The 25,251-nt window shown below is 61.6% G+C and carries 25 protein-coding genes and 1 pseudogene; 9 read left to right on the top strand and 17 right to left on the bottom strand.

Going from position 1 to position 25,251, the window contains the following annotated elements:
- Positions 1 to 17: 17 nt before the first annotated feature.
- The 15 genes from DSD28_RS02765 to DSD28_RS02695 form a co-directional block, all read right to left on the bottom strand.
- Positions 18 to 602, bottom strand: coding sequence for a helix-turn-helix domain-containing protein (locus DSD28_RS02765; RefSeq protein ID WP_117372207.1), 585 nt, complete (start codon positions 600 to 602; stop codon positions 18 to 20).
- Positions 603 to 721: 119 nt separating this feature from the next.
- Positions 722 to 1,489, bottom strand: coding sequence for an SDR family NAD(P)-dependent oxidoreductase (locus DSD28_RS02760; protein WP_119254805.1), 768 nt, complete (start codon positions 1,487 to 1,489; stop codon positions 722 to 724).
- Positions 1,490 to 1,510: 21 nt separating this feature from the next.
- Positions 1,511 to 2,212 carry an ABC transporter ATP-binding protein gene (locus DSD28_RS02755; protein ID WP_205536140.1) on the bottom strand — a complete coding sequence of 234 codons (702 nt, stop codon included), beginning with the start codon at positions 2,210 to 2,212 and terminating at the stop codon, positions 1,511 to 1,513.
- Positions 2,151 to 2,909, bottom strand: a complete 759-nt coding sequence (locus DSD28_RS02750) for an ABC transporter ATP-binding protein (RefSeq protein WP_162911200.1) — start codon at positions 2,907 to 2,909, stop codon at positions 2,151 to 2,153. The genes DSD28_RS02755 and DSD28_RS02750 overlap by 62 nt, the downstream gene beginning before the upstream one ends.
- A gap of 41 nt (positions 2,910 to 2,950) precedes the next feature.
- Positions 2,951 to 3,946, bottom strand: coding sequence for a branched-chain amino acid ABC transporter permease (locus DSD28_RS02745; RefSeq protein ID WP_119254802.1), 996 nt, complete (start codon positions 3,944 to 3,946; stop codon positions 2,951 to 2,953).
- 3 nt (positions 3,947 to 3,949) lie between these two features.
- Positions 3,950 to 4,900, bottom strand: a complete 951-nt coding sequence (locus DSD28_RS02740; protein WP_119254801.1) for a branched-chain amino acid ABC transporter permease — start codon at positions 4,898 to 4,900, stop codon at positions 3,950 to 3,952.
- Between the two features lie 68 nt (positions 4,901 to 4,968).
- Positions 4,969 to 6,087, bottom strand: coding sequence for a branched-chain amino acid ABC transporter substrate-binding protein (locus DSD28_RS02735; protein WP_162911199.1), 1,119 nt, complete (start codon positions 6,085 to 6,087; stop codon positions 4,969 to 4,971).
- 133 nt (positions 6,088 to 6,220) lie between these two features.
- Entirely contained in the window at positions 6,221 to 7,009 is a 789-nt protein-coding gene (locus DSD28_RS02730) for an SDR family NAD(P)-dependent oxidoreductase (protein WP_245424712.1), read from the bottom strand.
- A gap of 27 nt (positions 7,010 to 7,036) precedes the next feature.
- Complete coding sequence (locus DSD28_RS02725; protein WP_119254799.1) at positions 7,037 to 7,732, bottom strand: acetoacetate decarboxylase family protein; 696 nt, start codon at positions 7,730 to 7,732, stop codon at positions 7,037 to 7,039.
- Positions 7,733 to 7,819: 87 nt separating this feature from the next.
- Entirely contained in the window at positions 7,820 to 9,253 is a 1,434-nt protein-coding gene (locus DSD28_RS02720; RefSeq protein WP_119254798.1) for an NAD-dependent succinate-semialdehyde dehydrogenase, read from the bottom strand.
- A 25-nt stretch (positions 9,254 to 9,278) separates the two neighbouring features.
- Positions 9,279 to 10,382 (bottom strand): Zn-dependent alcohol dehydrogenase, encoded by a 1,104-nt coding sequence (locus DSD28_RS02715; RefSeq protein WP_119254797.1) that lies wholly within the window; start codon positions 10,380 to 10,382, stop codon positions 9,279 to 9,281.
- A 52-nt stretch (positions 10,383 to 10,434) separates the two neighbouring features.
- Entirely contained in the window at positions 10,435 to 11,982 is a 1,548-nt protein-coding gene (locus DSD28_RS02710) for an AMP-binding protein (RefSeq protein WP_119254796.1), read from the bottom strand.
- 29 nt (positions 11,983 to 12,011) lie between these two features.
- Positions 12,012 to 12,785, bottom strand: a complete 774-nt coding sequence (locus DSD28_RS02705; protein WP_119254971.1) for an enoyl-CoA hydratase/isomerase family protein — start codon at positions 12,783 to 12,785, stop codon at positions 12,012 to 12,014.
- A gap of 132 nt (positions 12,786 to 12,917) precedes the next feature.
- On the bottom strand, positions 12,918 to 13,724 hold the full coding sequence (locus DSD28_RS02700) for an IclR family transcriptional regulator (protein ID WP_432430830.1): 807 nt from the start codon (positions 13,722 to 13,724) through the stop codon (positions 12,918 to 12,920).
- 110 nt (positions 13,725 to 13,834) lie between these two features.
- Positions 13,835 to 14,050, bottom strand: a complete 216-nt coding sequence (locus DSD28_RS02695) for a hypothetical protein (RefSeq protein WP_162911198.1) — start codon at positions 14,048 to 14,050, stop codon at positions 13,835 to 13,837.
- A gap of 14 nt (positions 14,051 to 14,064) precedes the next feature.
- Between DSD28_RS02695 and DSD28_RS26460 the strand changes: the two are divergent.
- A pseudogene (locus DSD28_RS26460) lies at positions 14,065 to 14,301 on the top strand (pyrroline-5-carboxylate reductase family protein); the annotation flags it as partial.
- Positions 14,302 to 14,474: 173 nt separating this feature from the next.
- Here DSD28_RS26460 and DSD28_RS02685 read toward each other — a convergent pair.
- On the bottom strand, positions 14,475 to 15,842 hold the full coding sequence (locus DSD28_RS02685; protein WP_119254792.1) for a PLP-dependent aminotransferase family protein: 1,368 nt from the start codon (positions 15,840 to 15,842) through the stop codon (positions 14,475 to 14,477).
- 276 nt (positions 15,843 to 16,118) lie between these two features.
- Here DSD28_RS02685 and DSD28_RS02680 point away from each other — a divergent pair, with 276 nt between their 5' ends.
- The 7 genes from DSD28_RS02680 to DSD28_RS02650 all read left to right on the top strand — a co-directional run bounded on the left by DSD28_RS02680 (position 16,119) and on the right by DSD28_RS02650 (position 23,804).
- Positions 16,119 to 17,366 (top strand): NAD(P)/FAD-dependent oxidoreductase, encoded by a 1,248-nt coding sequence (locus DSD28_RS02680; protein WP_162911197.1) that lies wholly within the window; start codon positions 16,119 to 16,121, stop codon positions 17,364 to 17,366.
- Positions 17,367 to 17,395: 29 nt separating this feature from the next.
- Positions 17,396 to 18,514, top strand: coding sequence for an extracellular solute-binding protein (locus tag DSD28_RS02675; protein ID WP_119254790.1), 1,119 nt, complete (start codon positions 17,396 to 17,398; stop codon positions 18,512 to 18,514).
- 84 nt (positions 18,515 to 18,598) lie between these two features.
- Positions 18,599 to 19,681, top strand: coding sequence for an ABC transporter ATP-binding protein (locus DSD28_RS02670; RefSeq protein ID WP_205536139.1), 1,083 nt, complete (start codon positions 18,599 to 18,601; stop codon positions 19,679 to 19,681).
- A gap of 1 nt (position 19,682) precedes the next feature.
- Entirely contained in the window at positions 19,683 to 20,564 is an 882-nt protein-coding gene (locus DSD28_RS02665; RefSeq protein ID WP_119254788.1) for an ABC transporter permease, read from the top strand.
- Complete coding sequence (locus DSD28_RS02660; RefSeq protein ID WP_119254787.1) at positions 20,561 to 21,361, top strand: ABC transporter permease; 801 nt, start codon at positions 20,561 to 20,563, stop codon at positions 21,359 to 21,361. Before DSD28_RS02665 ends, DSD28_RS02660 begins: the two co-directional genes overlap by 4 nt.
- Positions 21,362 to 21,384: 23 nt before the next feature.
- The gene (locus DSD28_RS02655; RefSeq protein ID WP_119254786.1) at positions 21,385 to 22,680 is read left to right on the top strand and encodes an NAD(P)/FAD-dependent oxidoreductase; all 1,296 of its coding nucleotides are present in this window, start codon (positions 21,385 to 21,387) and stop codon (positions 22,678 to 22,680) included.
- 17 nt (positions 22,681 to 22,697) lie between these two features.
- Entirely contained in the window at positions 22,698 to 23,804 is a 1,107-nt protein-coding gene (locus tag DSD28_RS02650) for a DSD1 family PLP-dependent enzyme (RefSeq protein WP_119254785.1), read from the top strand.
- 161 nt (positions 23,805 to 23,965) lie between these two features.
- On the opposite strand, the gene DSD28_RS02645 is transcribed toward DSD28_RS02650, so the two are convergent.
- The gene (locus tag DSD28_RS02645; protein WP_119254784.1) at positions 23,966 to 24,208 is read right to left on the bottom strand and encodes a hypothetical protein; all 243 of its coding nucleotides are present in this window, start codon (positions 24,206 to 24,208) and stop codon (positions 23,966 to 23,968) included.
- 315 nt (positions 24,209 to 24,523) lie between these two features.
- Here DSD28_RS02645 and DSD28_RS02640 point away from each other — a divergent pair, with 315 nt between their 5' ends.
- Entirely contained in the window at positions 24,524 to 25,243 is a 720-nt protein-coding gene (locus tag DSD28_RS02640; protein ID WP_119254783.1) for a FadR/GntR family transcriptional regulator, read from the top strand.
- Positions 25,244 to 25,251 lie beyond the last annotated feature (8 nt).

Raw genomic sequence — 25,251 nt, 5'->3', positions numbered from 1 at the left:
TCTACGCCTGCCGTGACCTACTTGTAAACGCCGACCCAGATGATGATGGTCGGTTCAGTCTTTGAGGGATTGTGGGAGCGGTAGGTCGACGAGCGATTGAAGCGGTAGCTGTCGCCCTCGACGAGCTCGAACTTTTCTTCATCCACCCAGAGCTCCAGACGCCCCTTGAGAATGTACCCGTATTCGGCGCCGGACGTCGGCACGTTCTTGGGTTCCGTCTCAAGACCGGGTTCGAAAGTCGACATCATGAATTCGACATCGGAATCGAGCTGCGGCGTCAGGAGTTCGGTTCGTGCACCGCGATGCAGCATGAAGCGGCGTTGCCCGCTGCGAACGACGATATCCTTTTCGCGCTCGGCGTCCGGTTGCTTCTCTTCCAGATCGACAAACCAACTCATCGGCACGCCGAAGATCGTACAGGCTGCGTACAAGTCCTTCAGTGTCGGCTGCGACAGGCCGCGTTCGAGCTGGCTGACATAACCCGTTGAACGGTTCAGCCCTTCGGCAAGCTGCTGGATGGTAATGCGTCGTGAGCGTCGAAGTTCACGCAGCGTCTTGCCTACATGATCGGGCGTCGGGGCTTCGAAAACAGAATTGGACATCGAGCATAACCTGATAAATTCACTTGAATGATGGAATTGATCAAACACTTCATCGAAGTCAACGCCAGCCTTGGATTGCAATCCCCACCGGGCCGGTTGTCCCCATCTACCAGGCCATCTCAGCCAAACGTTCCCGCCGTGGTGCCGCCATCCAACATATAGACCATACCGTTGGCATAACTCGCCTGCGGCGACAGCAGGTGGCCGATCGCATCAGCCACTTCCTCCGGCCGGGCGAAACGGCCGAGCGGCACGCGGCGCTCGTAGAAGGCTCGGTCGTAGCCGCCGCAGCTTTCCTTCAGGAGACCGTCAGCCATCGGCGTGTCGACGAAGCTCGGGCAGACGACGTTGCTGCGCAGGCCTTCGGGGCCATGATCGAGCGCCATGCAACGGATCAGGCCGACCACACCATGCTTTGATGCGCTGTAGGCGGCATAACCACGTGAACCACGCACACCGGAGTCCGAACTGACCGCGACGAAGGCGGAGGACGGGTTGTGCAACAGATGCGGAACCGCATGCCGCGCCAGCAGGAAAGGGCCTGTCAGGTTCACAGCCAGCGTGATCTCCCAGGTCTCGTCGGTTAGCGTCGTGACGTCACCTTTCCGTGCAACGCCGGCTGCGGCGACAACACCGGAGAGAAGGCCGTGTCCTTCGACAGCCCGGCCGACCGCACTCCCGACGTCGTTGTCCGCCGACGCGTCACCCACCACCGCAATGACCGCCGCTCCCCGGCTTTGGCAGGCGCTTGCTACCTCCGCCATCGCCGACGCGTTGCGATCGAACAGGGTGAGCGCGACACCGTCTTTAGCCAGATAAATCGCGGTTGCCCGCCCGATCCCGGAGGCCGCGCCGGAGATCAGGACGGATGTCTGGACCTTAGGCATGTTTCCTCCGTATATGCCCTGTCAGGCGCCGAGATAGGCAGCCTTGAGATCGGGGTCGTTGAGCACATTGTTGGCGCCCCCCTCCACCGAGCAGCAACCGGCATCGATCACATAGGCATAGTCGGCGATTTCCAGGGCCACCGCGGCATTCTGCTCGACAACGATGAGGCTGATGCCGGATTTCGACAGCGTGATAATGATCTCGAAGATCTGGTTGATGATCTTCGGCGCCAGACCGAGCGAAGGCTCATCCAGCATCAGGAGCTCGGGCGTCGCCATCAGCGAGCGGCCGATCGCCAGCATCTGCTGCTGGCCGCCGCTCATCCGGCTCGCCAGCGAATGCCGCCTCTCCCTGAGGATCGGGAACATGTCGTAGACCTGGGTCCTGATCTCGTCGAAGCCGCGCCCACGACCGGGGATGTAGCCGGCCAGCAGGTTCTCCTCGACCGTCAGCCGCTGGAGGATCTGGCGACCCTCCGGGCAATGGGCGAGACCGAGGCGGGTGATCTCTTCAGGCGGCAGGCCCTTGATCGGCCGGCCCTTAAACTCGATCTCACCGGAATAGATCTGTGTCAGGCCGGAAATCGAGCGCAGGGTCGATGTCTTCCCCGCGCCGTTCGCGCCGATGATCGTGACGATCTCGCCGGCGCGGACTTCCAGATCAATACCGAACAATACCTGCGTTCGCCCGTAACCCGCCTTGAGCCCGGCGACTTTGAGCAAGCTTGCGGATATCGTCGAGTTCTTCCGTGGTTCCAAGATAGGCCTCCTGCACTCTTTCGTTCGTGCGCACCAGATCCGGCGTGCCGGAGCAAAGCAGCTCGCCATAGTTCAAGACGTCGATCCGGTCGGAAATGGACATCACCATGTCCATGTCGTGTTCGACGAGGATGATCGCGCGGTCTTCACGTCTCAGGCCGGCGATCATCGCCGCCATGTCCTTCGTTTCGGTATGGTTGAGGCCAGCGGCCGGCTCGTCCAGCAGCACGATCGGCGCCTGTGTGACGAAGGCGCGCGCCAGTTCGAGGATCTTCTGCCGCCCGTACGGCAGGTCGCCGGCCAGAACATCCGCCACATCCGAAAGATGAAATTCGGTGAGGCAGGCGTGGCAGACCTCGAGCCGCTCGGCCTTACTCAGCCGTTTCGCACCGGTCAGGAAGGTCAACCACGACTGCGGGAAGAAGCAGACCTCGAGATTCTCGAGAACCGTCATGCCGTCGAAGAGGCGGAGGTTCTGGTAGGTGCGCGACACGCCGAGCTGGGCGATGCGGTGCTTCGGCAACCTGTTGAGCGCCGTCGCGCCCAGCCGGATCGTACCTGATGTCACCGAATAGGAGCCGGCGATCATGTTGACGACGGTGGATTTGCCGGCACCGTTCGGCCCGATGATCGAATAGATCGAACCGACGTCGAAGGACAACGACAGGCTCCGGATCGCGACGAGTGAACCGAAATGCTTGCTTACGTTTTCGAGGGCGAGAGCCATAGGTTCCGGACCTTTCGAATGATGAAGCCGAGGTTGAAGCGGGGCGAGACGAGACCGGCAGGACGAAGAACGATAACGGTCACGAGGACGACGCCATAGATCAGCAGGCGATATTGCGCGGCGAAATGCAGGACTTCCGGCAGCACGATGAGCACCACGGCCCCGGCGATGACGCCGACGATATTACCAACGCCGCCGATGATGATGATCAGCACGACGAGCAACGACTCCTGGAAGGTGAAGCTTTCCGGGCTGACGAAGCGTTGGAAGGAGCCGAAGATCACGCCGCCGGCACCGCCGATGGCGGCACTCAGCGCAAAGGCCAGCAGCTTCAGCGTCGTGGTGTTGATGCCGAGGCCACGCACCACGTCCTGGTCCTCGCGCAGCGCCCGCCAGGCTTTCCCGAGGATTGAGCGTTCCATGTAGTAGACGCCAGCGCAGACGATGATGGCCAGCATGAGCAGCAGCCAGTAGAAATGCACCGGGCTGGTTAGCGGCAGGCCGAAGAGGCTCGCCCGGTCGAGGCCGGCAATACCCTGCGGACCGTTGGTCAGGTCATCGGCATTGTTGATGGCAATGCGGATGATCTCGCCGAAGGAGAGCGTGACGATGGCGAGATAGTCACCGCGCAGCTTCAGAACCGGAAACCCGAGCAGGATCCCCGCTATGGCGCCGGCTGCGGCTCCTATGAACAGGATGACGACAAACGGCAGGTGGATGTCGAATTGCCCGCTGGCAAGCAGGGCATAGGCATAAGCGCCCACCGCGTAGAAAGCGATGAAGCCAAGATCGAGCAGACCTGCGTAACCGACCACGAGGTTCAGGCCGACAGCCAGGATGATGTAGATCAGGATACTGTCCACGACGCGGACGTAGTAGGATGGAAGGTACGGCACCAGCGCCAACAGAACCACGCAAAGCGCGAGAACCGCAAGAAGACTGAGCCGCCGGGCGATCACCGAATTCCCCATGGATCAGTAATCCTTCTTTGCAACGGTCGTTTCTTCCGAGACGGTCTCGCCGAGCAAGCCGGCGGGCTTGAACAGAAGAACGAGAATGAGAACGGCGAAGGCGAAGACATCGCGATATTCCGTGCCGATGTAGCCGAAGGAGATAATCGGCAGGAAGGCCGTGCCGAAAGTCTCGATAGCGCCGAGCAGGAAGCCGCCGAGCATTGCGCCCGGAATGGACCCGATGCCGCCGAGAATGGCCGCTGTGAAAGCCTTCAGGCCGATGACGGAGCCCATGGTCGGCTGCATGATGCCATAGTAAGATGCGTACATGATGCCGGCCATGGCCCCGAGCCCGGGGCCGATGAAGAAGACAAGGCTGACAGCGCGGTTGACACGGATGCCGAGCAGGCTCGATGTCGTCCAACTCTCGGACGCCGCACGGATCCAGATACCGAGGCGCGTGCCGTTGACGAAGAGCGTCAAGCCCACCATCAACAGGACCGCAGCGACGAGGATACCGAACTGTACCGTTGTCACCATGCCGCCGAGCGCATCGATCGGTGTGCTTGGCACGATCGCCGGGAAATGCACCGGCTGCGGGCCGACCGTCACACGCACCGCACTCTGCAGCACGATGGACATGCCGAGCGCGCTCAACATCGGCGCAAGGCGGCCATAGGCGCGCAGCGGCCGGTAGGCGAAGCGCTCGATCGCCACGCCGAGCAGGCCGACGATAACGAAACTCGCGATGATCGCGACGGCGGAATCGAGCACCGGCGCCAAACCACCCAGGCCGATAAGCCCACTGAAAATGAACGTGTATATATACGGGCCGAGCATGAAGAACTCGCCATGGGCGAAGTTGATCAGGCGCATCACGCCGTAGACCATCGTGTAGCCAAGGGCGATCAATCCGTAGATAGCACCGATAGCGAGCGCGAAGATCAGCTGTTGGAGAAAGTAGTCAAACAAGGGGATCGCCTCTATGACGACGGGCCGGCACGGACTGCGCCGGCCCCGTTGAACAAATGTCCAGCTGATTACTGCTTGATCAGTTCGAACTTGCCGTCCTTGACGACGTAGAGGTACATCGGCGCGGTGGTGTTTTCACCATTCTCATCGAAAGCGACCGGGCCGAGCAATGTCTCTACCGTCACGCCATGCAACTGCGCGAGAACGCCCGTGCGGTCCAGGCTTTCAGCCTTTTCCACCGCGGCGGCCATCACCTGCGCATTGGCGAAGCCGAGCGAGGCATAGGGACCGGGTGCACGGCCGAAGCGGGCCTGGTGGCGGTCGGAGAAGTCCTTCAGTTCCGGCGAGGAATCGTAGGGCGGAAGCTGGAAGGTCATGAGCGCACCCTCAGCGGACGCTGCACCGACCTGTGTGATGAAATCGACGGTAAAACCGATATCCGGGCCGATGAACTGGGCCTTCAGGCCCTGCTCGCGCATCTGCTTGAGGAACAGGGCAAGCTGCGGCATGCCGGCGCCCATATAGACGACATCGGGGTTTTCCAGCTTGATGGAGGCGATCAGCGCCGAGAAATCGACGTCCTCGGGGTTCGTGCCGAAGGTACCGGAGATTTTGCCGCCGCCGGCCTCGAAATTGTCCTTGAAGACGCCCGCGATGCCCTGGCCGAAGACGGTCTTGTCATGCACGAGCACGGCATTCTTCAGGCCGAGCTTCTCCGTCACATATTTCGCCGGCAATGCGCCCTGCACGAAGTCGTTTGCGACGGGGCGCACAACGGTCTTAAAGCCCATGCGCATGAGTTCCGGGTTGGTCGCGGGGACGACCTGCGGCATGCCGCATTCCGAGTAGATATCGAGGGCAGGCATGGTGACGCCGCTGTTCATGTGGCCGATGACGCCGATGACGGCGCTGTCGTCGCAGAACTGCTGGGCAACGAGCGTTCCCTGACGCGGGTCGGCGCGATCATCGAGCGGGCGGAAGACCACCTTGTTGCCCTTGATGCCGCCCTTCTCGTTGAGCTGGTCGAAATAGAGCTGGGCGCCGTCGATCTGCGACTGGCCGAACTCGGCCTGTGCGCCGGACATCGGCGCACTGCCACCCAGCACGATGTCATCTGCCAGCACCGGCATGGCACCGGAGGCGAAGAGGAGTGCTGCGGCAGAAAGAAGTATATGGGTTCTGTTCATTTTGGTTCCCCTTTTGCTCGTTGAGATTCGTCGCACGGAACTCCCGTCCGGGCAACGCACGCATGAAATTATTCGGCACATTCTTCACAGAAGTGACCAGGCACGCGACTACCTGAAGTTTCCCTTCCCTTCCTCATTTCGCGAGATAACCACCGTCAACCGCCAGCACGTGGCCGGTAGTCATTGCCGAGGCCGGTCCGGCCAGAAAAATCATGGCGGAGGCCACCTCGTCCGGTTCGGCCAGGCGCTTCAGTGGCGTCAGGCTGCGGATCTTTTCCATCTGCGATCCGTCGGCCATCAAATGATCGATCAGAGGCGTGCGAACCCAGGTCGGCGCCACCGCGTTGACGCGAATGTCGTGATCGGCCCATTCGACGGCCAGCGTCCGGGTGAGGTTCACCACGCCGGCCTTGGTCGATTGATACGAGAGGTTCGGATGGAGGCCACCACCCGAATAGCTCATGATCGAGGCCGTGTTGATCACCACGCCGGGCATGCCCCGAGCGATCCAGGAGCGGGCAGCCGTCCGCGAGCACAAGAACATGCCCGTCAAATTGACCGAGACGACGCTGTTCCAATCTTCGATCGCAAGCTCGATCGATGGTCGTCGGATCGAGATGCCCGCATTGTTGACCAGAATGTCGAGACCGCCTGCCTCCTGCTCCGCCGCGGCGAAGACAGCCAGAACATCGCCCTCATCGGTAACGTCGAGGGCGAAGGCTGTCGCCGCACCGCCAGCCTCCTGCACCTCCCGGCAAACGGCTTCCGCCGCCGGCCGATCCCGATCGAGAACCACCACATGCGCCCCGAAAGCAGCGAACATCAGCGCCGCAGCGCGACCGATGCCACCACCGCCACCGGTGATGAAGACCCGCTTTTCATCGAGCCTGAACATCTTTTCGGGCGCATTTGCACACATCATGTGTACGGTTCCCTGTTCAGCTCGTTTTCAGCCGACGATCTTGCCGAAGCCGAGGACGAAGTTGGCGACGATCATTTCCGCACCGACGATCTCGCGAATCTGGAAGTCGGAGAACGGATCGCTGGCGCTGCCACCGATCTTGATCTCGGCCCTGCCGAGGGCATGACGGAGCGTTTCGGACTGACCGAGCGAGTTTTCGATGATCTGCGTCTCGACGGCCGCATTTTCCGGCGACGGAATGATACGGGTCTGGAAACGCGGGTGTAGAGCCGGCTTCTCGAAGGCCGGACCATCAGCCTTGAAGTCGATCTCGATCAACGACGTGCCGCGGCGCGAGAGCTTGGCCGTGACTGCCGTTTCGCTCGCCTTCCACTCGACTTCGCCCATTTTCTTCGGATAACCCCAGACCTCGCGGCCGACCGCCATGGAGTCATCATTGGTGACGATCTCGTACAGCACGTGACCGCCCGGGCGACCCTGGTAGCTCATCGGCACCACGATGCCGCCTTCCGCATAGGACCCGAGCGCGCCGCCGGCCGGCACGTCCATGATGAAGAATTCGATAACGTCGCCCCGGACGTCGAACTGCGCCGGCAAAGCCGCGCGGATCGCCGCCTCGTCAACGCGGCAGAACACGCTGACCTTGCTGAAGGCTTTGTAATCGAACGGCGGCGCCTGATAGAGGGGCGCGCGCTGCGGGAGGGCATAGGCGTTCTGGGACATGGCAGAGAGGGTCTTTCCTGTGTGTTCACTTCAGAACGAAATTCACACTAATGAAAAAATGAAGTCAAGATTTCATTTTTGTGATTTTCACAAATTCGTCTGTGAAACGAACTTGATCGTCTGGAATGTCTCAAGTGCCTCAGGCCCGCCCTCGGAGCCGTACCCGGAATCCTTCACGCCGTTGAAGGGAACCTCCGCATAGGCAAGGCCGTAATCGTTGATCGAAAGCATGCCCGTTTCGATGTCTTCGGCGAAACGCTGCGCGTGTCTCTGGGACCGCGTGAAGGCATAGGCGGCCAAGCCGAACGGCAACCGGTTCGCCTCGGCAATTGCCGCATCCACCGCCGCGAAACGGTTGACGACCGCGACAGGCCCAAACGGCTCCTCGTTCATGATCGCGGCGTCCTGCGGCACGTCGGCCAGCACCGTCGGCTCGAAGAAGAAGCCGGCATTGCCGATGCGGTTGCCGCCAGTCAGCAGGCGGCCGCCCTTGGCGACCGCGTCGCCGATCAGTCGGTCCATCGCGTCGAGGCGGCGGGCATTCGCCATCGGCCCCATGTCGATACCGTCGGAAAGACCATCTCCCACCTTCACGGCCTTCGCCGCGGTGACGAAGTCTTCGAGGACAGTGTCGAAGACAGGCTCTTCCACCAGCACGCGCGTCGGCGCGATGCAGACCTGGCCCGCATTGTGGAACTTGTGGCCGGCCAGCATCGAAACCGCGGACGAAAGGTCCGCATCGGCGCAGACGATGTACGGCGCATGGCCGCCCAGCTCCATCGTCACCCGCTTCATGTGGGCGCCGGCGACCGCGGTCAGATGTTTGCCGACCGGCGTCGAACCGGTGAAGGACACCTTGCGGATCACCGGATGCGGAATGAGATACTCGGAAATTTCCGAAGGTGTGCCGTAGAGAAGGTTGATCGCGCCATCAGGGAAACCGGCATCGGCAAAGGCGCGAACCATGGCTGCGCAGGAGGCCGGCGCCTCTTCGGCGGCCTTCAGGATGACCGTGCAGCCGGCGGCAAGAGCCGCGCAAATCTTGCGGATCGCCTGGGCGACCGGATAGTTCCAGGGCGTGAACGCAGCGACCACGCCGATCGGCTCCTTCATGACCATCTGCTGCACGCCGGGCTTGCGCGCCGGGATGATGCGGCCGTAGGAGCGGATGGCCTCTTCCGCGAACCATCGGATGACATCATCGGCGTTGCGCAGTTCCGACCGGGCTTCGGCAAGCGGCTTGCCCTGTTCCATGGTCAGGACGGGCGCGATATCATCGATACGGGCACGCAGCTTGTCGGCGGCCGCATGGAGCAGTTTTGCGCGGTCGCGTGCCGTCGTCTTGCGCCACTGTTCGAAGGCTTTGGCAGCGGCTGCGAGCGCACGATCCATGTCGCGGGTGGTCGCTTTCGCGACACGGCCGATTTCGCCGCCGGTCGCCGGATTGAGAACCGCGAGCGTTTCACCGTCTGAGCCGTTCGTCCATTCGCCGGCGATGAAGAGTTGGGTATCAGGATACATGTTCTGTCTCATTGGATTTCGTCAGTCATCGGTCGAAGCACACGAGCGTGCGGGCAAGAACGCCTTGCTCCAGCCAGCGGAAGGCCTCATTGATCTGCTCCAGCGGCACGCGCGCACCGACCTGGCGATCCAGGTCGAAACGGCCGGCCCGGTAGAGGCCGAGGATGCGTTCGAAATCACGCTCGGGAACCCCGCCGCCATAGTTGCTGCCGATGATGCGCTTCTGGGTATTCGGCAAAGTCGAGGCCGGCAGCGAGACCATCTCGCCCTTGGCGGCGATGCCCACGGAAATCACTGAACCGCCGAGCCGGACGCTGTCATAGGCAAGTGCGATTGCCGCGGGCCGCCCGGTGCAATCGATGATGCTGTCGGGTCCGCGGCCGCGGCTCAGCGCCTTCAGTTCCGCGGTGACATCCTGCGTTGCGGAATTCAGAAAGTGCGTCGCGCCGAACGAACGGGCGACCGCTTCCTTTTCCGGATTGATATCGATGGCGACGACCGCTTCGGCTCCAGCGATGGACGCCGCATGGATGGCATTGATGCCCACACCACCGATACCGATGACACCGACAATCTCGCCGGGCTCGACGCGCGCATCGTTCACCACCGCGCCGAAACCCGTCGTTACCGCGCAACCGACGAGGGCTGCGACCTCAAAGGGAATGTCGTGCTCGATCTTGGAGCAGCCCGCTTCCGGCACGACCGCGAGCTCTGCAAAACTCGACACGCAGGTGAAATGATTGACCGGCTTTTGCGCACTGCCGAGCCGGCGGGCACCGTTCCAGAGCGTGTTGCCGCCCGCAGCGTCACCATAGGTGTCGCACATAGTCGGCAGGCGCTTGTGGCAGTAGAAGCATTCGCCGCAGTTGGGCGCCCAGGAGAGAATGACGTGGTCGCCCTTCTTCACCTTCGACACTGCCGAACCGATGCGCTCGACAATGCCGGCCGCTTCATGGCCAAGGATGACAGGCAGGCTGGGGCGCGACTTGCCCTTTGCGGCGCTGAGATCGCTGTGGCAGACGCCGGTCGCGATGATGCGCACCAGCACCTCTCGATCGCCGGGATTAGCGATCGGCACATCCTCGATGACGAGGTCTTCGTTGAACGTGTAGAGAACGGCGGCCTTCATTCTGACTGTCTCCCCTTGGGGTATGCGGTTGTGGGCGTATCGGGACCGGACCTCATCGGCCGGTGCGTTGCTGCCTGTCCCAGCTGCCTTCGACGGATACGGGCAGTCGGTGCTTCATGATGCGCTGGCTTGGCGTGCGCTCGAACTCCTCGACCACGGTGAGGTAGCGCGGGTTCTGGAACGGCGCCAGACGATGAGCAAGCCAATCGGAGAAAGCCGGATAGTCGATGGCCGCCCCTTCCTTGGGCTTGATAAACAGCTTGATCTCCTGTTCGCCGACTTCGGCCTTGACGCCGATCAGCGCACAGTCTTCAACCATCGGATGACTGCCGGCGACGTGCTCCACCTCGAACGCCGAAACGTTCTCGCCCTTCACCCGAACGCTGTCCGTCAGCCGGCCGAGGAAAAAGAGGTTGCCGTCCGCATCGATCATGCCAAGGTCGCCGGTGTGGAAACCGTCCGGCCGGAGCGCCTTGGCTGTCGCCTCTTCATTGCGGAAATAGCCGGCGAAGACCGCGCCCGCCTGACGCGGATGGACGACGATCTCGCCATGCACGCCCGCCGCTACGGGCGCACCCTGTTCGTCGAGAATCTCGACGGAAAGCCAAGGCACAGGCGTGCCGACGGAACCGAGTACGCCGGCCGCGTTGAATGTGGTGATGCTGGAGGATTCCGTCATGCCGTAGCATTCGCGCAGTGGCGTGCCGAAGCGCTCCTCGAAGGCGCGCCAGATATCGCGCGGACAACCACCGCCCCAGGCGGCGCGAACCTTGTGGTCACGATCGCGCGCACTCTCTGGCTGCTTGAGGAGGATCTGCAACACACCACCGAGATAGTGGATCTGCGTCGCGCCGCAGTCGCGCACCTGATCCCAGAAACGACTGGCGCTGAAGCGCTGCACCATGGACAGTTTGACGTCGCGCAGCAACGGGATCGGGATAAGCTGCGCGCCGCCGATGTGATAAAGCGGCTCCCAGACGAAGAAGACATCGCCATCGCGCGCATCCGAGCAGAGCATCGCGCCCTCCGCCGCATAGCGTAACATGCGATGGGTGACGCGCACCCCCTTCGGGCGGCCGGTCGTGCCGGACGTGTAATTCAGCGCAAAGAGGTCATCGGCTGCCGGCAGCGGCTCGGCGAAAACGTGATCGCCGTTGGCAAGCCGGTCGAGCGATTCCGTGTCGCCTGCCTCTGCGATGAGCCGGAACGCCGAGATGTCGGCACCGCATTCCGAGATATTCGGAAAGAGATCACGATCGGCGAAGACGACGCGCGGATCGCAATGTTCCAGAATGTATCTCAACCCGTCGCCACGCAGCTGCACATTCACTGGCACCCAGACGGCGCCGCACTTGGCGATGGCGAACAGCACGGCGAGGCTGTCGGGGCTGTTGCGCAGCATCAGCGCCACGCGATCGCCCTTCTCGACGCCGAGGCGACGAAGCGCGACCGCGACATTGTCCGATTTGGAATGAAGAGCGGCAAAGGTGATCGGTTCGCCGTCGAACGTCGAATAGATGGCATCGGGCGAAGCGGCGGCCCGAGCCGGCAGGCGAGAAATGAAACCTTGGTCTTCCACACTATAGTCCTGAAAAATCATTGATCTTGAAAAGCGGACTGCAATGCGGTTCAGCCGGACTTCGCCTTTGATTTGGCGGCGAAAAACTGTTCCATCATGCGGTTGGGCTCGCCGTCGCCATAGGCGATGCGCTGGTTGCGCACGCCGGCTGCAAGCGCGTCGCGGAAACGGACCTCGGTGACTTCACGGAAACGCTGCTTGTTGAGCTTCATGGCAAGCCTCGGCTTGGCGGCAAGCTGTTCGCCGAGCGCCAATGATGCTTCCAGCACCTCCACGCGCGGGACGATCCGGTTGATGAGGCCGATGGCGACGCATTCCGCCGCCTCCATCATGCGACCGCTGAGGGTCAGGTCGGTGGTGCGCGCAAGCCCGATCATCTCCATCATGATCCATGGACCAGTCGTGCTCGCGATCCCGGAATTGATCTCCGGCTGCCCCATCTTCACGCCGTCATGGCCGATGCGGAAATCGCCGAGCAAGGTCACCTGGAAAGCCGAGCCTGCAGCCAGGCCGTTCAGCGCCATGATCAACGGCTTGGAGAGGCTGCGTATCCGATCGTAGAGCCGCTCCCATTCGCCGATCCAGAGCTCCGCGCGGTCGGGGTCGAAGGTCTTGGTCTCGTTGAGATCCTGCCCGGCACCAAAGGCGCGTTCGCCTGCCCCGGTCATGATGATCGCACCGACGGCGGCGTCCTCTTCGGCGGATTCCAGCGCAGCCATGAGGTCAAGGCGCATGTGGGAATGCCAGGCATTGAGAACCTCAGGGCGATTCAGCGTGATCACGCGGCAAGAGCCGCGCTGCTCTGTCAAAATGAAATTTGTCATGTGATCCATCGTATTGTATTGCGATACGGAGTATCGTATTTCAATACACGAAATTGTCAATGGGGTTTTCACGACACAAAAAAGCCCTCGCCGGCAGGTCGGCGAAGGCTCGAAAATCGTGCATTGAAGACGTTAGAAGGTAGAGGAGGCCTGCGAGATCGAGCGCGCGGCTGCCACGACGAGAGGCGCGAATGTCTCTTCCGCCTTTTCCGCCGTGTAGCGCGCGTTGGACACACCGATATTGACCGCTGCAACAGGACGTCCGATCTGGTCAATCACCGCGGCAGCGACCGAGAGATCGCCTGGAAAGAACTCACCCCAAGTCGTCGCATAACCGGCACTACGTGCGGCATCGAGCCGTTCGACCAGCCCATCGACCGTGTGTACCGTCTGCGGCGTGAAGGCCTGCAAGGGCGACCGCTCGATGAGCGAGAGAGCCTCCGCCGCCGGCAGTCGGGAGAGGATCGCCCGACCCGGCGCCGTGCAGAAGGCAGGCATACGCGTGCCAACGACGACATCGGTGTTGAGCATATGGCGGCTCATGAAACGGGCAGCGAAGACGATCTCCGTACCGTCAGGCAGCGTGAGGTTGACCGCCTCCTCCGTCTCGCGGCTGAGATGGAGGAGATAGGGCATCGCCTGGTTGACCAGCGGGTTGGCTGTGATGAAATGGCGCGCCATTTCGAGGCTGCGCAGGCTGAGCTCGAAACGCTTGGTCACCGGGTCCTTTTGCAAATAGCCCAGCTTGTTCAGTGTATGGGTAAAACGTTGCGCGGCGCTCTTGTCGAGGCCGACATTCGCGCCGATCTGCGCCAGACTGAGGGTCCTGTTGGTGCCGTCGAAGGCCTCCAGCACCCGAAACGCCTTTTCCACGGATCGCACCATCAGCGGATCGGTATCGTCGGCACTTTTCTGGTCATCAGAGGACAAGCTCGTCACCTTGGCAATCGCTTCGCCGCACCTAGGGGCGGCATGGCAGAACCTGTCTCGTGTAACCCGGCCTCCCGGTATCGGCAAGTCCGCCGGATTTCAGCGGGGCACCTGTCAGCTCAGGCGGAGTCCTTGAACAGAAGATCGCGCACGCGGTCGGAATCATGTGCGACGTGCTGGCGCATCAGGCCGCGGGCTCTTTCGCTGTCTGCGCAGAGGATGGCGTTGGCTAGCGGACGATAGTCCACCGCTTCCGGCGCCGGCGACAGGGCGCTCTGATTGCAGAAATACCAGAGCCCGAGGGCGAGATTGAAGTTCTGCGGCAGCATGGCCACGAGGTAGTCACCTCGGCCTGCCGCCACAAACCGCCCTGGCGCTTGCAAGGGAAATCGTCTCCGGCGCCGGTGCCCTGGCAAAGGCCGCCGACATTTCCCCTACAGAATTGCGCCGCCAGGTCATCAGCCCAGGCAGCACCACCCAAGCATCGCTCCGCGTACTTATCGATAACGATGCCCTGAAAAGTCCACTCAACCTCGCGGCAATCGCAGCCCACTATCGCGCTGTCGAGATTGCTAGCGAGGCATGACGCTGGCGTGGCTAGGATGGCAGCTAACCCGCTTTTGGTATTGAAGGGATACGAACCGCCCCTCCTCCCGATTCTTCCATGACTCTCGCCCACGAAATCCGAGCCGGACGCGGATCGGCGCAAGACAAACGTGCAAGCTTTCAAAGCCCATACGGCTAGTCACTTGCCATCTGCTATACCGATCCATGAACCGCTCGAGGCCTATCCTCACAGAGGCTTCGGATGGTTTCCAGCGCTTGGCGCAGACGCTCCATAGTGATGGAGCCGGAAATATTGATTCGGATCGCCTGCTCGATTTCCTTGTTGTCGGCGGCGAAATCGGGCGACGGCAGGATCTTCACACCGCGGCGGCGGCAGCTGGCGGCGAAGTCGAGCGCTCGCCACGGCTGCGGCAAGCGCAGCCACAGGAACATTGAATAGGGCGCCGACTGGTAATCCAAGCCGCTGAAGACTTCCGCGACCATTACTTGACGCTTATTGACTTCTCGCCGGTTGGCCTCGAGCAACCTGCGAGCAGTGCCGACCTCGATCCACCGACTCATAATTAGTGCAGAAACAGGCGTCGACATGGATCCGGTCAGGCGAGCGGATTCGGCCGCAATACCGATATGGTCGGCCGGCGCAACGAGGTATCCCAAGCAGAGACTGGGCGCGAGAGCCTTTGAAGCCGTCGTGATATAAAAGGCGCGCTCCGGACACATCGATGAGATTGGCCTCAGTCCGTTTTCTGCAAGCAGCGAATAGACGTCATCCTCGACGACGATGAAGTCGAAGGTCTGCGCCAGCGAAGCTATCCGGGCCCTTCGCTCTGCGTCAAGCGTCTTCGCGGTGGGGTTGTGTAATGTAGGCACGACGAAAAGCGCGGCCATCCGGTGATTTCGGCAAAGCGCTTCAATAGCATCCGGGATAAGGCCCTGCTCGTCGGAATCGACACAAAGCAAAGAGAATTGAAGGGTTGCGGCAAGCGCGCGTAACCCGAAATAGGTCAGTCGATCGGTCATCACCACATCACCGGGCTTGATGAAGGTAGCGAGCGCCGTGAACAGACCATGCTGCGCGCCACTCGTGACGACGACGCGGTCGGGAGTAGTGGCGAGGCCAGCCTCCGCCATCCACTGACATCCCGCCGCGCGCGCCCAGAGCGAACCGTTCAGCGAAGAATAATTCTCCACTTCCTTGAAGCGGGGATCGCTGCCGATGCGGGCGAGTTCAGCAGCATAAGCGAGAATGAAATCCGAAACGGGCGGAGAATTATATGTGAGGTCGGCAAGTTCGGCAGTCCCGGCTGCGGTTTCCGGCGGCGAAAACGACTGTGAAGCAACGATGGTGCCGAGACGTTTTTTGCCCATCACAAGTCCGCGCGCCTGAAGTTCCTGATAAGCGCGCAGGATCGTGGAGACGTTCACGCCGAGTTGGGTGGCGAGATCGCGTTGAGTTGGAAGGGCAGTGCCCGGCGGATAGAGCCCGGAAGCGATCTCAGCTTGTAGACGTGCAGCAATCGCTGAATAGGCCGGCCCTTTGTCTGGCTTTTCTCTCTTCATTGTCTGTCTCGGGCCATGCTTTGGATTTAACGTCAAAGATCTCAAGAAACACAAAAACTACGCATGCTTAGCACCAAAATGGCGATCTCTCGAACAATAGCCTTCCGGTCGATCTGAATCAAGAAACCAATTAAAAATGGTTTTCTCGCGATATTAATATAGACAAAGTAGGCTTTGTATGAATTTATTCTCGTGCTGTATGGTTTTATGGAGGAGCCGCTCTGCGGTTAAAAACCATTTATGTCCGAGGTCTCGCCTAGCAATCCAGCCGTTCCCTTGCAGGGGCGAACCATCGCAGTCATCGGCGCGGGCATCGTCGGCGCGGCCGCGGCGGTCTTTCTTCAGAACGTCGGCCACAGGGTAACCTTGTGGGATCCGCGAGGCCCGGCGGGCGGCGCATCCTATGGAAATGCCGGCATCGTCGAGGCCTCGAGCTGCCTGCCGATCGCCACGCCCGGCATCCTGCGCGAAATCCCCTCCATGCTCATGGACAGGGATGGGCCGGTCATCATCCGCCCGGGGTATTTCCCGAAGGCGCTACCCTGGCTGATGCGACTGGTGCTCGCCACGCGCTGGTCGAAGATCGAAAGGACGGCGCAGGCATTGCTTTCGCTGAGCCGCAACGCGATCGCAGCTTACGATGCCCTTCTTCGCATCGTTCCTGTTGGCGATGTTATTCACAATGTCGGCAGATTGACGGTTTATTCCACCGAGGCGGGCTTTGAGGGCGGCGCGGATTCGCGTCGCTTCGCGACGGAGCATGGCATGGCTCTGGATGTGCTTGACCGGTCGGCGATCCACGATCTGGAGCCGCATCTGGCGCCGAAATTTTCAATGGGCGTCCTACAGCCGCATTCGCGCTTCGTCAGCAATCCCAAGCGGCTGGTCGAGGCATGCGTCAATCATCTTTTGGCGCATGGCGGCGAATTGCGCCCGGCCGCCGTCACGCGCATCGAAAGCCGCGACGGCGGCTGCACGATCGTCACCGAAAGCGGCGCGCATTCCTTCGATGCCGTCGTGGTCGCCTGCGGCGCTTGGTCAGAGCCGCTGTGCGAAAGCCTCGGCCTATCCGTGCCGCTCGAATCCGAGCGCGGTTATCACCTTCTCCTGCCCCAGCCGAAAAAGACCCTGAGCCGCCCGACACTGTGGGCCGAGCATTACATCAACCTCTGCCCGATGGAGGAAGGCCTGCGCATGACCGTCGGCGTGGAATATGCCGGGCGGGATGCTCCTCCCGATTACGGCCGTGCCCACCGGCTTCTCGTGCATGCACGCACCATGCTGCCCTCGCTTGCAGGCGAGCCGAAAAGCGAATGGCTGGGTCTGCGCCCGTCCCTGCCGGACTCGCTGCCGGTTCTCGGCCCGGCACCGGGGCATCCGAACGTCATCCTCGCCTTCGGGCATAACCATATTGGCCTGACGCTCGGCCCCGCTACCGGTCAGGTCGTCGCCGATCTCGTTTCAGGCCGCAAACCGGCTCTGGATTTGGCGCCCTTCGCGCCGACACGCTCCTACGTCCGATAATTCCGAACAAACCAGCAAAGGGGAACAGCATGAGCGACCATCACGACAGCAAATTGCAAAAAGGCATCAGCCGCCGCGCCTTCAACCTTGCCGGTCTTGGCTCCGTGGCGGCGCTCGTCGCCCTGAAGGCCGCGCCCTCCTGGGCCGCGGGCGAAAAGCTTACCTATTACGGCTTCGGCGGCATGACGCAGAAGGCAATGCACGAGGCGGGCCTTGCACCGTTCAGCAAGGCAACCGCCATCGAAGTGGTGGAAGGCACCTTCGGCGACGAAACCGAGGTCATCACCCGCATCAAATCGGGCGGTGCGGGCGATCTGAACGTCTTCGCCAATTCCGGCTTCGAAATGTACAAGCGTTATGTCGATCTCGAAGCCAATTCCGAACTGAACGAAGCCAATATCCCCAATCTGAAGCTTGTCTCGCCGACCCTCATCGAACGGCTGCGCAAGCTGACACCGAACGGCAAGCTCTCAGGCGTTCCCTATAATTACGGCACAACTGGCATTGCTTACAACACCAAGCATGTGTCACCGGAAGAGGCCCGATCGCTCGGCTTCAAGCTGCTGTGGGACAAACGCTTTGAAGGCAAAATGGCGCTCAGCAACAATGCGATGGAGCGCATCTGGGCAGCGGCCGTCCATGCCGGACAGGATACGAACAATATGAGCAACACCGACGCGCTCATGACATCGCTTCGCGAGCAGCGTCCGCTGGTCAAGAAATACTGGGAATCCGGGGCGGAGGTCATGGATCTGCTCGCCAAGGAGGAGGTGATCATCGCCGATATCTGGTCGACGCGCGCCACGGCGTTGAAGAAGCAGGGCTATCCGATCGAGTATCTGGAACCGGAACAGTGCCTTGCCTGGATGCAGAATCTGTTCGTGCTGAAAGGTTCGCCAATGGAGCCCTGCGAGAAGTTGCTCGATTTCCTGCTGAAGCCGGAAGTCAATTTCGACTATTGCCAGCGCACCAACAACGGCTCCTCGCTCGATCCCAAGCAGACCGAGTTCCCCCAGCAATTGAAGGAACAGGCGGGCTACGATCCGAGCGGCACCTTTGCCGGGTTCAGCATCCCCGATGGCATCTATTGGGCGGAGAATCTCGACCGGTTCGAAACCCAGTGGCGGCGGATCGCCAAGGGCGCCTGAGGCGCCCGGGATCGCCGAAGACACGTGGCGCCCTCGAACGCTGCGTGTCTCTTTCTCATGTCCACAAAGGAGTACTGCCGGATCATGTTGGAATTTCGCTCAGTCACGCTGCGTTACGGCTCCTTCGTTGCCGTTCACGATGTCAACCTGACTGTGGAGACAGGCGGCTTCGTGGCGTTGCTGGGACCATCGGGCTGCGGCAAGACCACCCTGCTGCGCTCCGTCGCCGGTCTTGCCGGGGTAAGCGACGGCGACATCCTCATCAACGGCCGCCCGGTGACCGATGTGCCCATCCACAAGCGCAATGTCGGCCTCGTCTTCCAGAACTACGCTCTCTTCCCCCACAAGACGGTGTTCGACAACATCGCCTTCGGCCTCAAATATCGCGGCCTGCCGAAAGCTGAGATCGCCGCAAAGGTCAACGAAGCACTGGAGATGGTCCGTCTTCCCGCAACCGCAGTGCGCTATCCATCGCAACTGTCCGGCGGCCAGCAACAGCGCATCGCCATTGCCCGCGCCATCGTCACGAAGCCTGACGTCCTGCTTCTCGACGAACCGCTGTCGGCGCTCGACGCCAACCTGCGCGCCGACATGCGCAGCGAAATCCGCGCGCTGCAGCAGGCAACCGGCATCACCACCGTCTTCGTCACCCACGATCAGGAAGAAGCGCTCGCCATGGCCGATGTGGTTGTTGTCATGAAGGACGGGCGCATCATCCAGACCGGCACGCCGGAGGATATCTACCGCACTCCGAAGTCGCGTTTCGTCGCAGAATTCCTCGGCCACGCCAACGTGCTTGCGGCAACCGTGGCCGAAAGCGACAAGGATTCAACGCTAATCGATGTGGTGGGCATTCGCACCCGCATCCCCGGCCGCGTATCAGCAAGACCGGGCGAAGCAGTCGAAGCCGTCATCCGTTCACCGTATGTCCGTGTCGGCCCGCCGGGCGTGTCCCAGGCCCCCACGGCGCGGGTGGTCGAGCGCACCTTCCTCGGCGACAAGACTACCTACACGCTCGACCTCGAAGGATTGCGCATCACCGCCTCCGCCCCCGACGACAGCCGCCCGCTGCAGGTGGGCGATCTGGCAGAAACGAGCTTCGATCCCGATCGCATCGCCCTTCTCGATGCAGCCGGAAACCATCTGCCCATCGAAGGAAGGGTCTGATATGGCGGCGGCTCCCCTTGAGCGCGGCGACCGGCTGCGCCTTATCCTACTTCTGGCACCAGCCATCATTGTGCTGGTGCTGCTGATCATCGCACCCACCGCAATGATGCTGCGCTACAGCTTCAATACCTATATTGGCGGCGGCCGCGATGCCGCGGGCTTTAACCTCGAAAACTGGGCCATGCTGTTTTCCGATCCCTATTATTATACCGGCCTCTGGAAAACCATACGCATAGCGCTGACGGCCACCATCATCGCCGTCTTCATCGGCTACCCCGTCGCCTATACCATCGCCTTTTCCGCCGCCATGCTGCGGCCCTTCCTGTTGCTGCTGCTGGTCCTGCCCTTCTGGATCAGCTTCATCATCCGCAACCTCGCCTGGATCAATATTCTCGGCGAACGCGGCGCGGTGAACGCCTTCCTGATGTGGGCCGGCATCACCGATGCGCCGCTGACCCTGCTTTACACCGAATTCTCCGTCATCCTCGGCATATTGAGCTTCGTGCTGCCCTATCTCATCCTCAACATCTATGTCAGCATCGATGGCATCGACCGCAACCTGCTGCATGCCGCCAGAACCCTTGGCTGCACCTCATGGCAGGCGTTCCGCGAGATCACCCTGCCGCTGTCACTACCGGGCCTCTGCTCCGGCATTCTCCTGTCGCTGGTACTGGCGGCGGGCACTTATATCACGCCAGCCCTCCTTGGCGGACCCGACGACTATATGTTTGGCAACATTATCGCCGACACCATCAATCACGAACTTAACTGGCCGATGGGCGCCGTGCTGTCGCTCGCCCTGACGCTGCTGCTACTTCTGCTGACCGCCGTCTATAGCCGCTATCTCGGCATCGGTTCGATCACGAAAGGGCTGACGCGATGACTTCCGCCGATGACAGCCCCGGCTGGCTGCTCAAACTCTTCACCGCGCTCGTCTACCTGTTCTTGTTCGGGCCGGTCTTCGTGGTGATCCTGCTTTCCTTCAACACCGCCGAATACGGCTCCTTCCCGATCCAGGGCTTCGGGCTGCACTGGTTCGGCGAACTCTTCGCCAACCAGACGGTGATGCGCGCGTTGAAAACCTCGCTGCTACTTGGCGTGCTGACCGCTCTCATCTGCGGCACCGTCGGCATTCTCGCCGCCCTTGCACTGGTCCGCTACGAGTTTCCCGGCAAGAAGCTCATCAACACGTTCCTGCTCACCCCGCTTCTGGTGCCAGAAACGGTGCTGGCAGTCGGACTTTTGCTGTTCCTGCAATGGTTCAAGCAACCGCGCAGTTTCGGGCTGCTGCTGACGGGCCATATCATGCTGGCACTGCCCTATGTGGTGCTGGTCGTGCATGCACGGCTGATGACCATACAGAAGGCTTATGAGGAAGCCGCCGCCACCCTTGGCGCCAACCGCTTCCAGGTATTCCGCGAAATCACCCTGCCGCTGCTGATGCCGGCCGTCGTCGCCGGACTGTTGTTGTCCTTCACGCTGTCCTTCGACAACGTCACCGCCTCGATCTTCTGGCGTCCGGTCGGCACCGAAACCTTACCTACGCAAATCTACAGCATGCTGCGCGATTCCGTCAGCCCCGAGATCAATGCGCTCGGCACCATCATGGTCGCCATCACCGTCGGGTTACCCCTCATCGGCATCGCGCTATTCCGCATCCTCTCGCAAAGGCGGCTGTAGTCTCAGACAGGAAGGCATTTTCCATGGCACCACGAGTGAACAGGATCGTTACATCTCAATGGACCGGCGAGGCGGCCGATGTCGTCATCATCGGCGGCGGGATCATCGGTTGCAGCACGGCGCTGTTTCTGGCCGAGCGTGGCATTTCGACGGCTCTCCTTGAAAAATCGGAGATCGCCTGCGAGCAATCCAGCCGCAACTGGGGTTGGTGCCGAACGCAGGGGCGCGATATCCGCGAACTACCGCTGATACTCGAAAGCATGCGGCTGTGGCGCGATCTGGAAGCCCGCCTGCCGGGCGCGACCGGCTTTGCCGTCTGCGGCACGCTGAACGTCTTTTCCACTGACCGGCAGATCGACGAGGGCCACGGTTGGCTGGAAAAAGCGCGCGATTACAGTGTCGATTGCCGTATGCTCTCCGCTGCCGAAATTTCCCGCCTCGTCCCCGAACATCGCGGCCGGTGGCGCGAAGCGCTATACGCCCCCTCCGACGGGCGAGCTGAACCCGGCATGGCCGCCCCCGCCATCGCCGCCGCCGCCATGCGGGCAGGAGCGCGCATCCATACCCGCACTGCCGTGGAGGGGATCGAGCTTTCCGGCGGGCGGATATCCGGCGTGCTGCTCGACAGGGGGCGTCGTCTCGCCTGCCAGCGAGTGGTGCTTGCGGGAGGCGCCTGGTCAAGCGCCATGTTGCGCCCCCTCGACATCCGCCTGCCGCAGCTTGCGATCACCGAATCCACATTGCGCACCGAAGCCTTCGATGGCGGTCCTGCTCTTTCCATGAAAGGCGGCGGCTTTTCCATCCGCAAACGGCTCGATGGCGGCTATACGGTCGGCTTCGGCACCACGATGACGGCGGAAATCGTCGCCGACAGTTTTCGCTTCCTGCCGGATTTCCTCGGGCTGATGCGGGAGGAGTGGCGCTCTATCCGGCTCCAGGCAGGCAGACGCACAGCCGGAAGCTTTCTTTCCCCCCAACAGTTCAACCGGCCGCGAACGGATGCCGTCCTGGACCCAGCGCCTGTCCGCCGCGATCTTTCGAAAGCCTGGCACCATCTGGTGGAAACCTTCCCCCATTTCCGTGGCGCAAAGATTGCGGAAGAATGGGCTGGCCTGATCGACGTCACACCCGACGCCGTTCCCGTCATCGCGCCTGTGGAGGCCGCACCAGGTCTGGTGGTGTCCACCGGCTATTCGGGTCATGGCTTCGGGCTGGGTCTGGGCGCCGGCCGCCTGACCGCTGATCTCGTCGCCAACGACAATCCGGTGGTCGATCCCTCCCCCTTCCGCCTGTCGCGCTTCCGCGGCAACCAGTCCTGACCCTAGGAGGAGCAGCCATGTCATCGCTTCGTCCGGACGATCCACGCCTGCTTTCCCTGCCAACGCCTTGCGCGATGATCGACGTCGCCGCGCTGACGCGCAACATCGATACCATGGCGTTCCATGCCCGGCAGGCCGGAATTGCGTTGCGGCCGCATGCAAAAACTCACAAATGCGCCGAGATTGCGCGCCTCCAGCTCGAGGCGGGGGCCGTGGGGATCGCCTGCGCCACAATCGGCGAGGCCGAAGCGCTTGCCGACGCCAGCGTCGGGCCCCTGATGATTACGTCTCCGCTGGCGGGCGATGAAAAGTACGCGCGCGCCGTGCAACTGGGCGAACGGGTGGATCTCACCTTGACCCTCGATCATCAGGATCATCTAGCCCAGATCGAGGCGGTAAAAAGCCGTAATGCCCGCCCCATTTCGGTTGTCGTCGAACTCGATGTCGGGCAGGGCCGCTCCGGGACACAGTCCGTTGCTGCCGCCATTTCGCTTGCAGAACGTGCGGTCTTTTCCCCTGCTGTGGTTTTTTGTGGCATTCAAGGCTTTGCTGGACAGGTGCAGCACATTGCCGATCACGATGCCCGCGAAGCCGGAGCCCGGCAGGTGGCGGATACCTTGAGGCAGACCCTCACCGGGCTGCGCCAGGCCGGGATCACGGCAGACATCGTCACGGGCAGCGGCACCGGAACCTTCGGTTTCGATTGCGCCGGGCCGTTCAACGAGGTGCAGGTCGGTTCCTATGTCTTCATGGACGCGGACTATCGACGCATCACCGACAAGGAGGGCGGCGCCCTGCCCTATGAACAATCACTGTTCATCCTGACAACCGTGGTGTCGGCCAACCGCGAAGGACAGGTGACGGTGGATGCTGGCACGAAGGCTGTTGCCTTCAACGGCCCTGTGCCGGATATGATCCTCGGCGCGCCGAACGGTTCCTCCTACCACTTTGCTGGCGATGAACATGGCGTCGTCCGGCTACCACCGGGACGGAAGCCGCCGCGCCTCGGTAGCCGCCTGCTTCTCGCCGCGACGCATTGCGACCCGACCGCCAATCTCTACGGGCATTACATCGCCTTATCCGGCAAGAGCGCGGAGAAATGGCACGTACTCGGGCGCCACTGAACATTCCGGCGATTCCCATCGACGAGTAAGAAAACAGCTATGACTGATTATCCCGCTCTCTTCTTTCCTCGAAGCCCGGATGACCAGCCTCTTGATAGGGCAGCTTCATATTCATCATCCAGATACCGCTCCGCGAAGACGGTCCATGGAACTCGGCGATATCACAGCACGAAAGCCGTGCCGACGGCGAGCAGCATCGAGTTTTCTTTGCGGCCCGTCAGCCTCACCCCATAGGGCATTCCATAGACCGCGCAGACCCAGTAGACCACGAGGCTGCCGATCATGAACATCCGGCTGCGTGCGAAGTTCAGCACGTTCATGATGCCGAAGATGAGCGTGAGGCCGGGCGGAATCAGCGCGCAATTGGTCGATAGGATCGCGCCACTGATGATGAATTGTTCCATGCCGTCTCTCGTCGATTGCGTCGCCGTTTCACCACTGCGCTCCCATCCCAGCTTCGGCCTTAAATGCGCACGCGGACGCCACTCTTCTGGTAGACGCAGCGGCTCTGGGCTTATGCAGATAAGCTGTGACGCTGGCTTCTAAAAAGGCTCGAACCGATAACAGCATAGGACCGCTCACGGCATTGCTCACAGCTTGGTGTGTATTCGTCTTTTAAGGCGGGCAAATCATTTTTTCTGATCAACTAGCGACTGGTTGACCAATTTACTCCTTGATGCTATCCCATGGCAATCGGATGATGCCAGAGGGAGGCAGGGATGGAAGTTCTGAAGGGATTGAGCCGGATCGACGTCACGAGTCCGTCCGAGCAGATCATCCAGCAGCTCCGCGCCCTCATCGCCCAGGGCGTCATCAAGCCCGGTGATCGCCTGCCGGCGGAGCGTGCCCTCGCTGAACAGTTTGGCGTCGGACGCAGCGCCGTGCGCGAGGCGCTTCTCAAGCTGGAGTTCTTCGGCATCCTGCGCACGCGCCCGCAGAGCGGCACGGTGGTCGAGGACAACATGACGTCCTCGGGCATTTCGGGCCTTATCGCCAACATGCTGTCGATTGCCGACCCGGCCCCTGCCGACATGGTCGAGGCGCGCAGGATTCTCGAAGTGCAGACGGCGCGTCTTGCTGCGGAACGGGCTGGCAAGGCTGCGATCGCCGCCATCCGCGCGGTGCATGAAACCCATGTAGCCGCGGTCGCCGAAAACCGGCCGTCCATCGAGCCGGACGTGCTCTTCCATCTTGAAGTCGCCAAGGCAACCGGCAACGAGGCGCTGCACTCCATGGTGAGCGTCTTCGCGCCCCGTATCATTTCCAGTGCCAAGGAAAGCGGCACCTGCGATGCAGGGCGTGCGACCCAGGCGCTGGAGGAGCATGCGACCATCCTGCGCGCCATCGAGCGCGGCAATGCGGACGCGGCGGGCCATGCCATGCATCGGCACCTGATCATGACGGGGACGCGCTACAGCGAACTCGACGCCGGAACCTGATCCGCGCT

Source organism: Shinella zoogloeoides, from assembly GCF_003574625.1.
GTDB lineage: Bacteria > Pseudomonadota > Alphaproteobacteria > Rhizobiales > Rhizobiaceae > Shinella > Shinella zoogloeoides_A.
The sequence above is the reverse complement of the archived record's forward strand: the minus strand, read 5'-3'. Positions and strand labels throughout refer to the sequence as shown.

Excerpts from the sequence above, each read along its gene's own strand:
- DSD28_RS02765 (WP_117372207.1), bottom strand. The coding sequence starts at position 602 with ATGTCCAATTCTGTTTTCGAAGCCCCGACGCCCGATCATGTAGGCAAG.
- DSD28_RS02760 (WP_119254805.1), bottom strand. The coding sequence starts at position 1,489 with ATGCCTAAGGTCCAGACATCCGTCCTGATCTCCGGCGCGGCCTCCGGG.
- DSD28_RS02745 (WP_119254802.1), bottom strand. The coding sequence starts at position 3,946 with ATGGGGAATTCGGTGATCGCCCGGCGGCTCAGTCTTCTTGCGGTTCTC.
- DSD28_RS02735 (WP_162911199.1), bottom strand. The coding sequence starts at position 6,087 with ATGAACAGAACCCATATACTTCTTTCTGCCGCAGCACTCCTCTTCGCC.
- DSD28_RS02730 (WP_245424712.1), bottom strand. The coding sequence starts at position 7,009 with ATGATGTGTGCAAATGCGCCCGAAAAGATGTTCAGGCTCGATGAAAAG.
- DSD28_RS02725 (WP_119254799.1), bottom strand. The coding sequence starts at position 7,732 with ATGTCCCAGAACGCCTATGCCCTCCCGCAGCGCGCGCCCCTCTATCAG.
- DSD28_RS02720 (WP_119254798.1), bottom strand. The coding sequence starts at position 9,253 with ATGTATCCTGATACCCAACTCTTCATCGCCGGCGAATGGACGAACGGC.
- DSD28_RS02715 (WP_119254797.1), bottom strand. The coding sequence starts at position 10,382 with ATGAAGGCCGCCGTTCTCTACACGTTCAACGAAGACCTCGTCATCGAG.
- DSD28_RS02710 (WP_119254796.1), bottom strand. The coding sequence starts at position 11,982 with ATGATTTTTCAGGACTATAGTGTGGAAGACCAAGGTTTCATTTCTCGC.
- DSD28_RS02705 (WP_119254971.1), bottom strand. The coding sequence starts at position 12,785 with ATGACAAATTTCATTTTGACAGAGCAGCGCGGCTCTTGCCGCGTGATC.
- DSD28_RS02685 (WP_119254792.1), bottom strand. The coding sequence starts at position 15,842 with ATGAAGAGAGAAAAGCCAGACAAAGGGCCGGCCTATTCAGCGATTGCT.
- DSD28_RS02675 (WP_119254790.1), top strand. The coding sequence starts at position 17,396 with ATGAGCGACCATCACGACAGCAAATTGCAAAAAGGCATCAGCCGCCGC.
- DSD28_RS02670 (WP_205536139.1), top strand. The coding sequence starts at position 18,599 with ATGTTGGAATTTCGCTCAGTCACGCTGCGTTACGGCTCCTTCGTTGCC.
- DSD28_RS02665 (WP_119254788.1), top strand. The coding sequence starts at position 19,683 with ATGGCGGCGGCTCCCCTTGAGCGCGGCGACCGGCTGCGCCTTATCCTA.
- DSD28_RS02660 (WP_119254787.1), top strand. The coding sequence starts at position 20,561 with ATGACTTCCGCCGATGACAGCCCCGGCTGGCTGCTCAAACTCTTCACC.
- DSD28_RS02655 (WP_119254786.1), top strand. The coding sequence starts at position 21,385 with ATGGCACCACGAGTGAACAGGATCGTTACATCTCAATGGACCGGCGAG.
- DSD28_RS02650 (WP_119254785.1), top strand. The coding sequence starts at position 22,698 with ATGTCATCGCTTCGTCCGGACGATCCACGCCTGCTTTCCCTGCCAACG.
- DSD28_RS02645 (WP_119254784.1), bottom strand. The coding sequence starts at position 24,208 with ATGGAACAATTCATCATCAGTGGCGCGATCCTATCGACCAATTGCGCG.
- DSD28_RS02640 (WP_119254783.1), top strand. The coding sequence starts at position 24,524 with ATGGAAGTTCTGAAGGGATTGAGCCGGATCGACGTCACGAGTCCGTCC.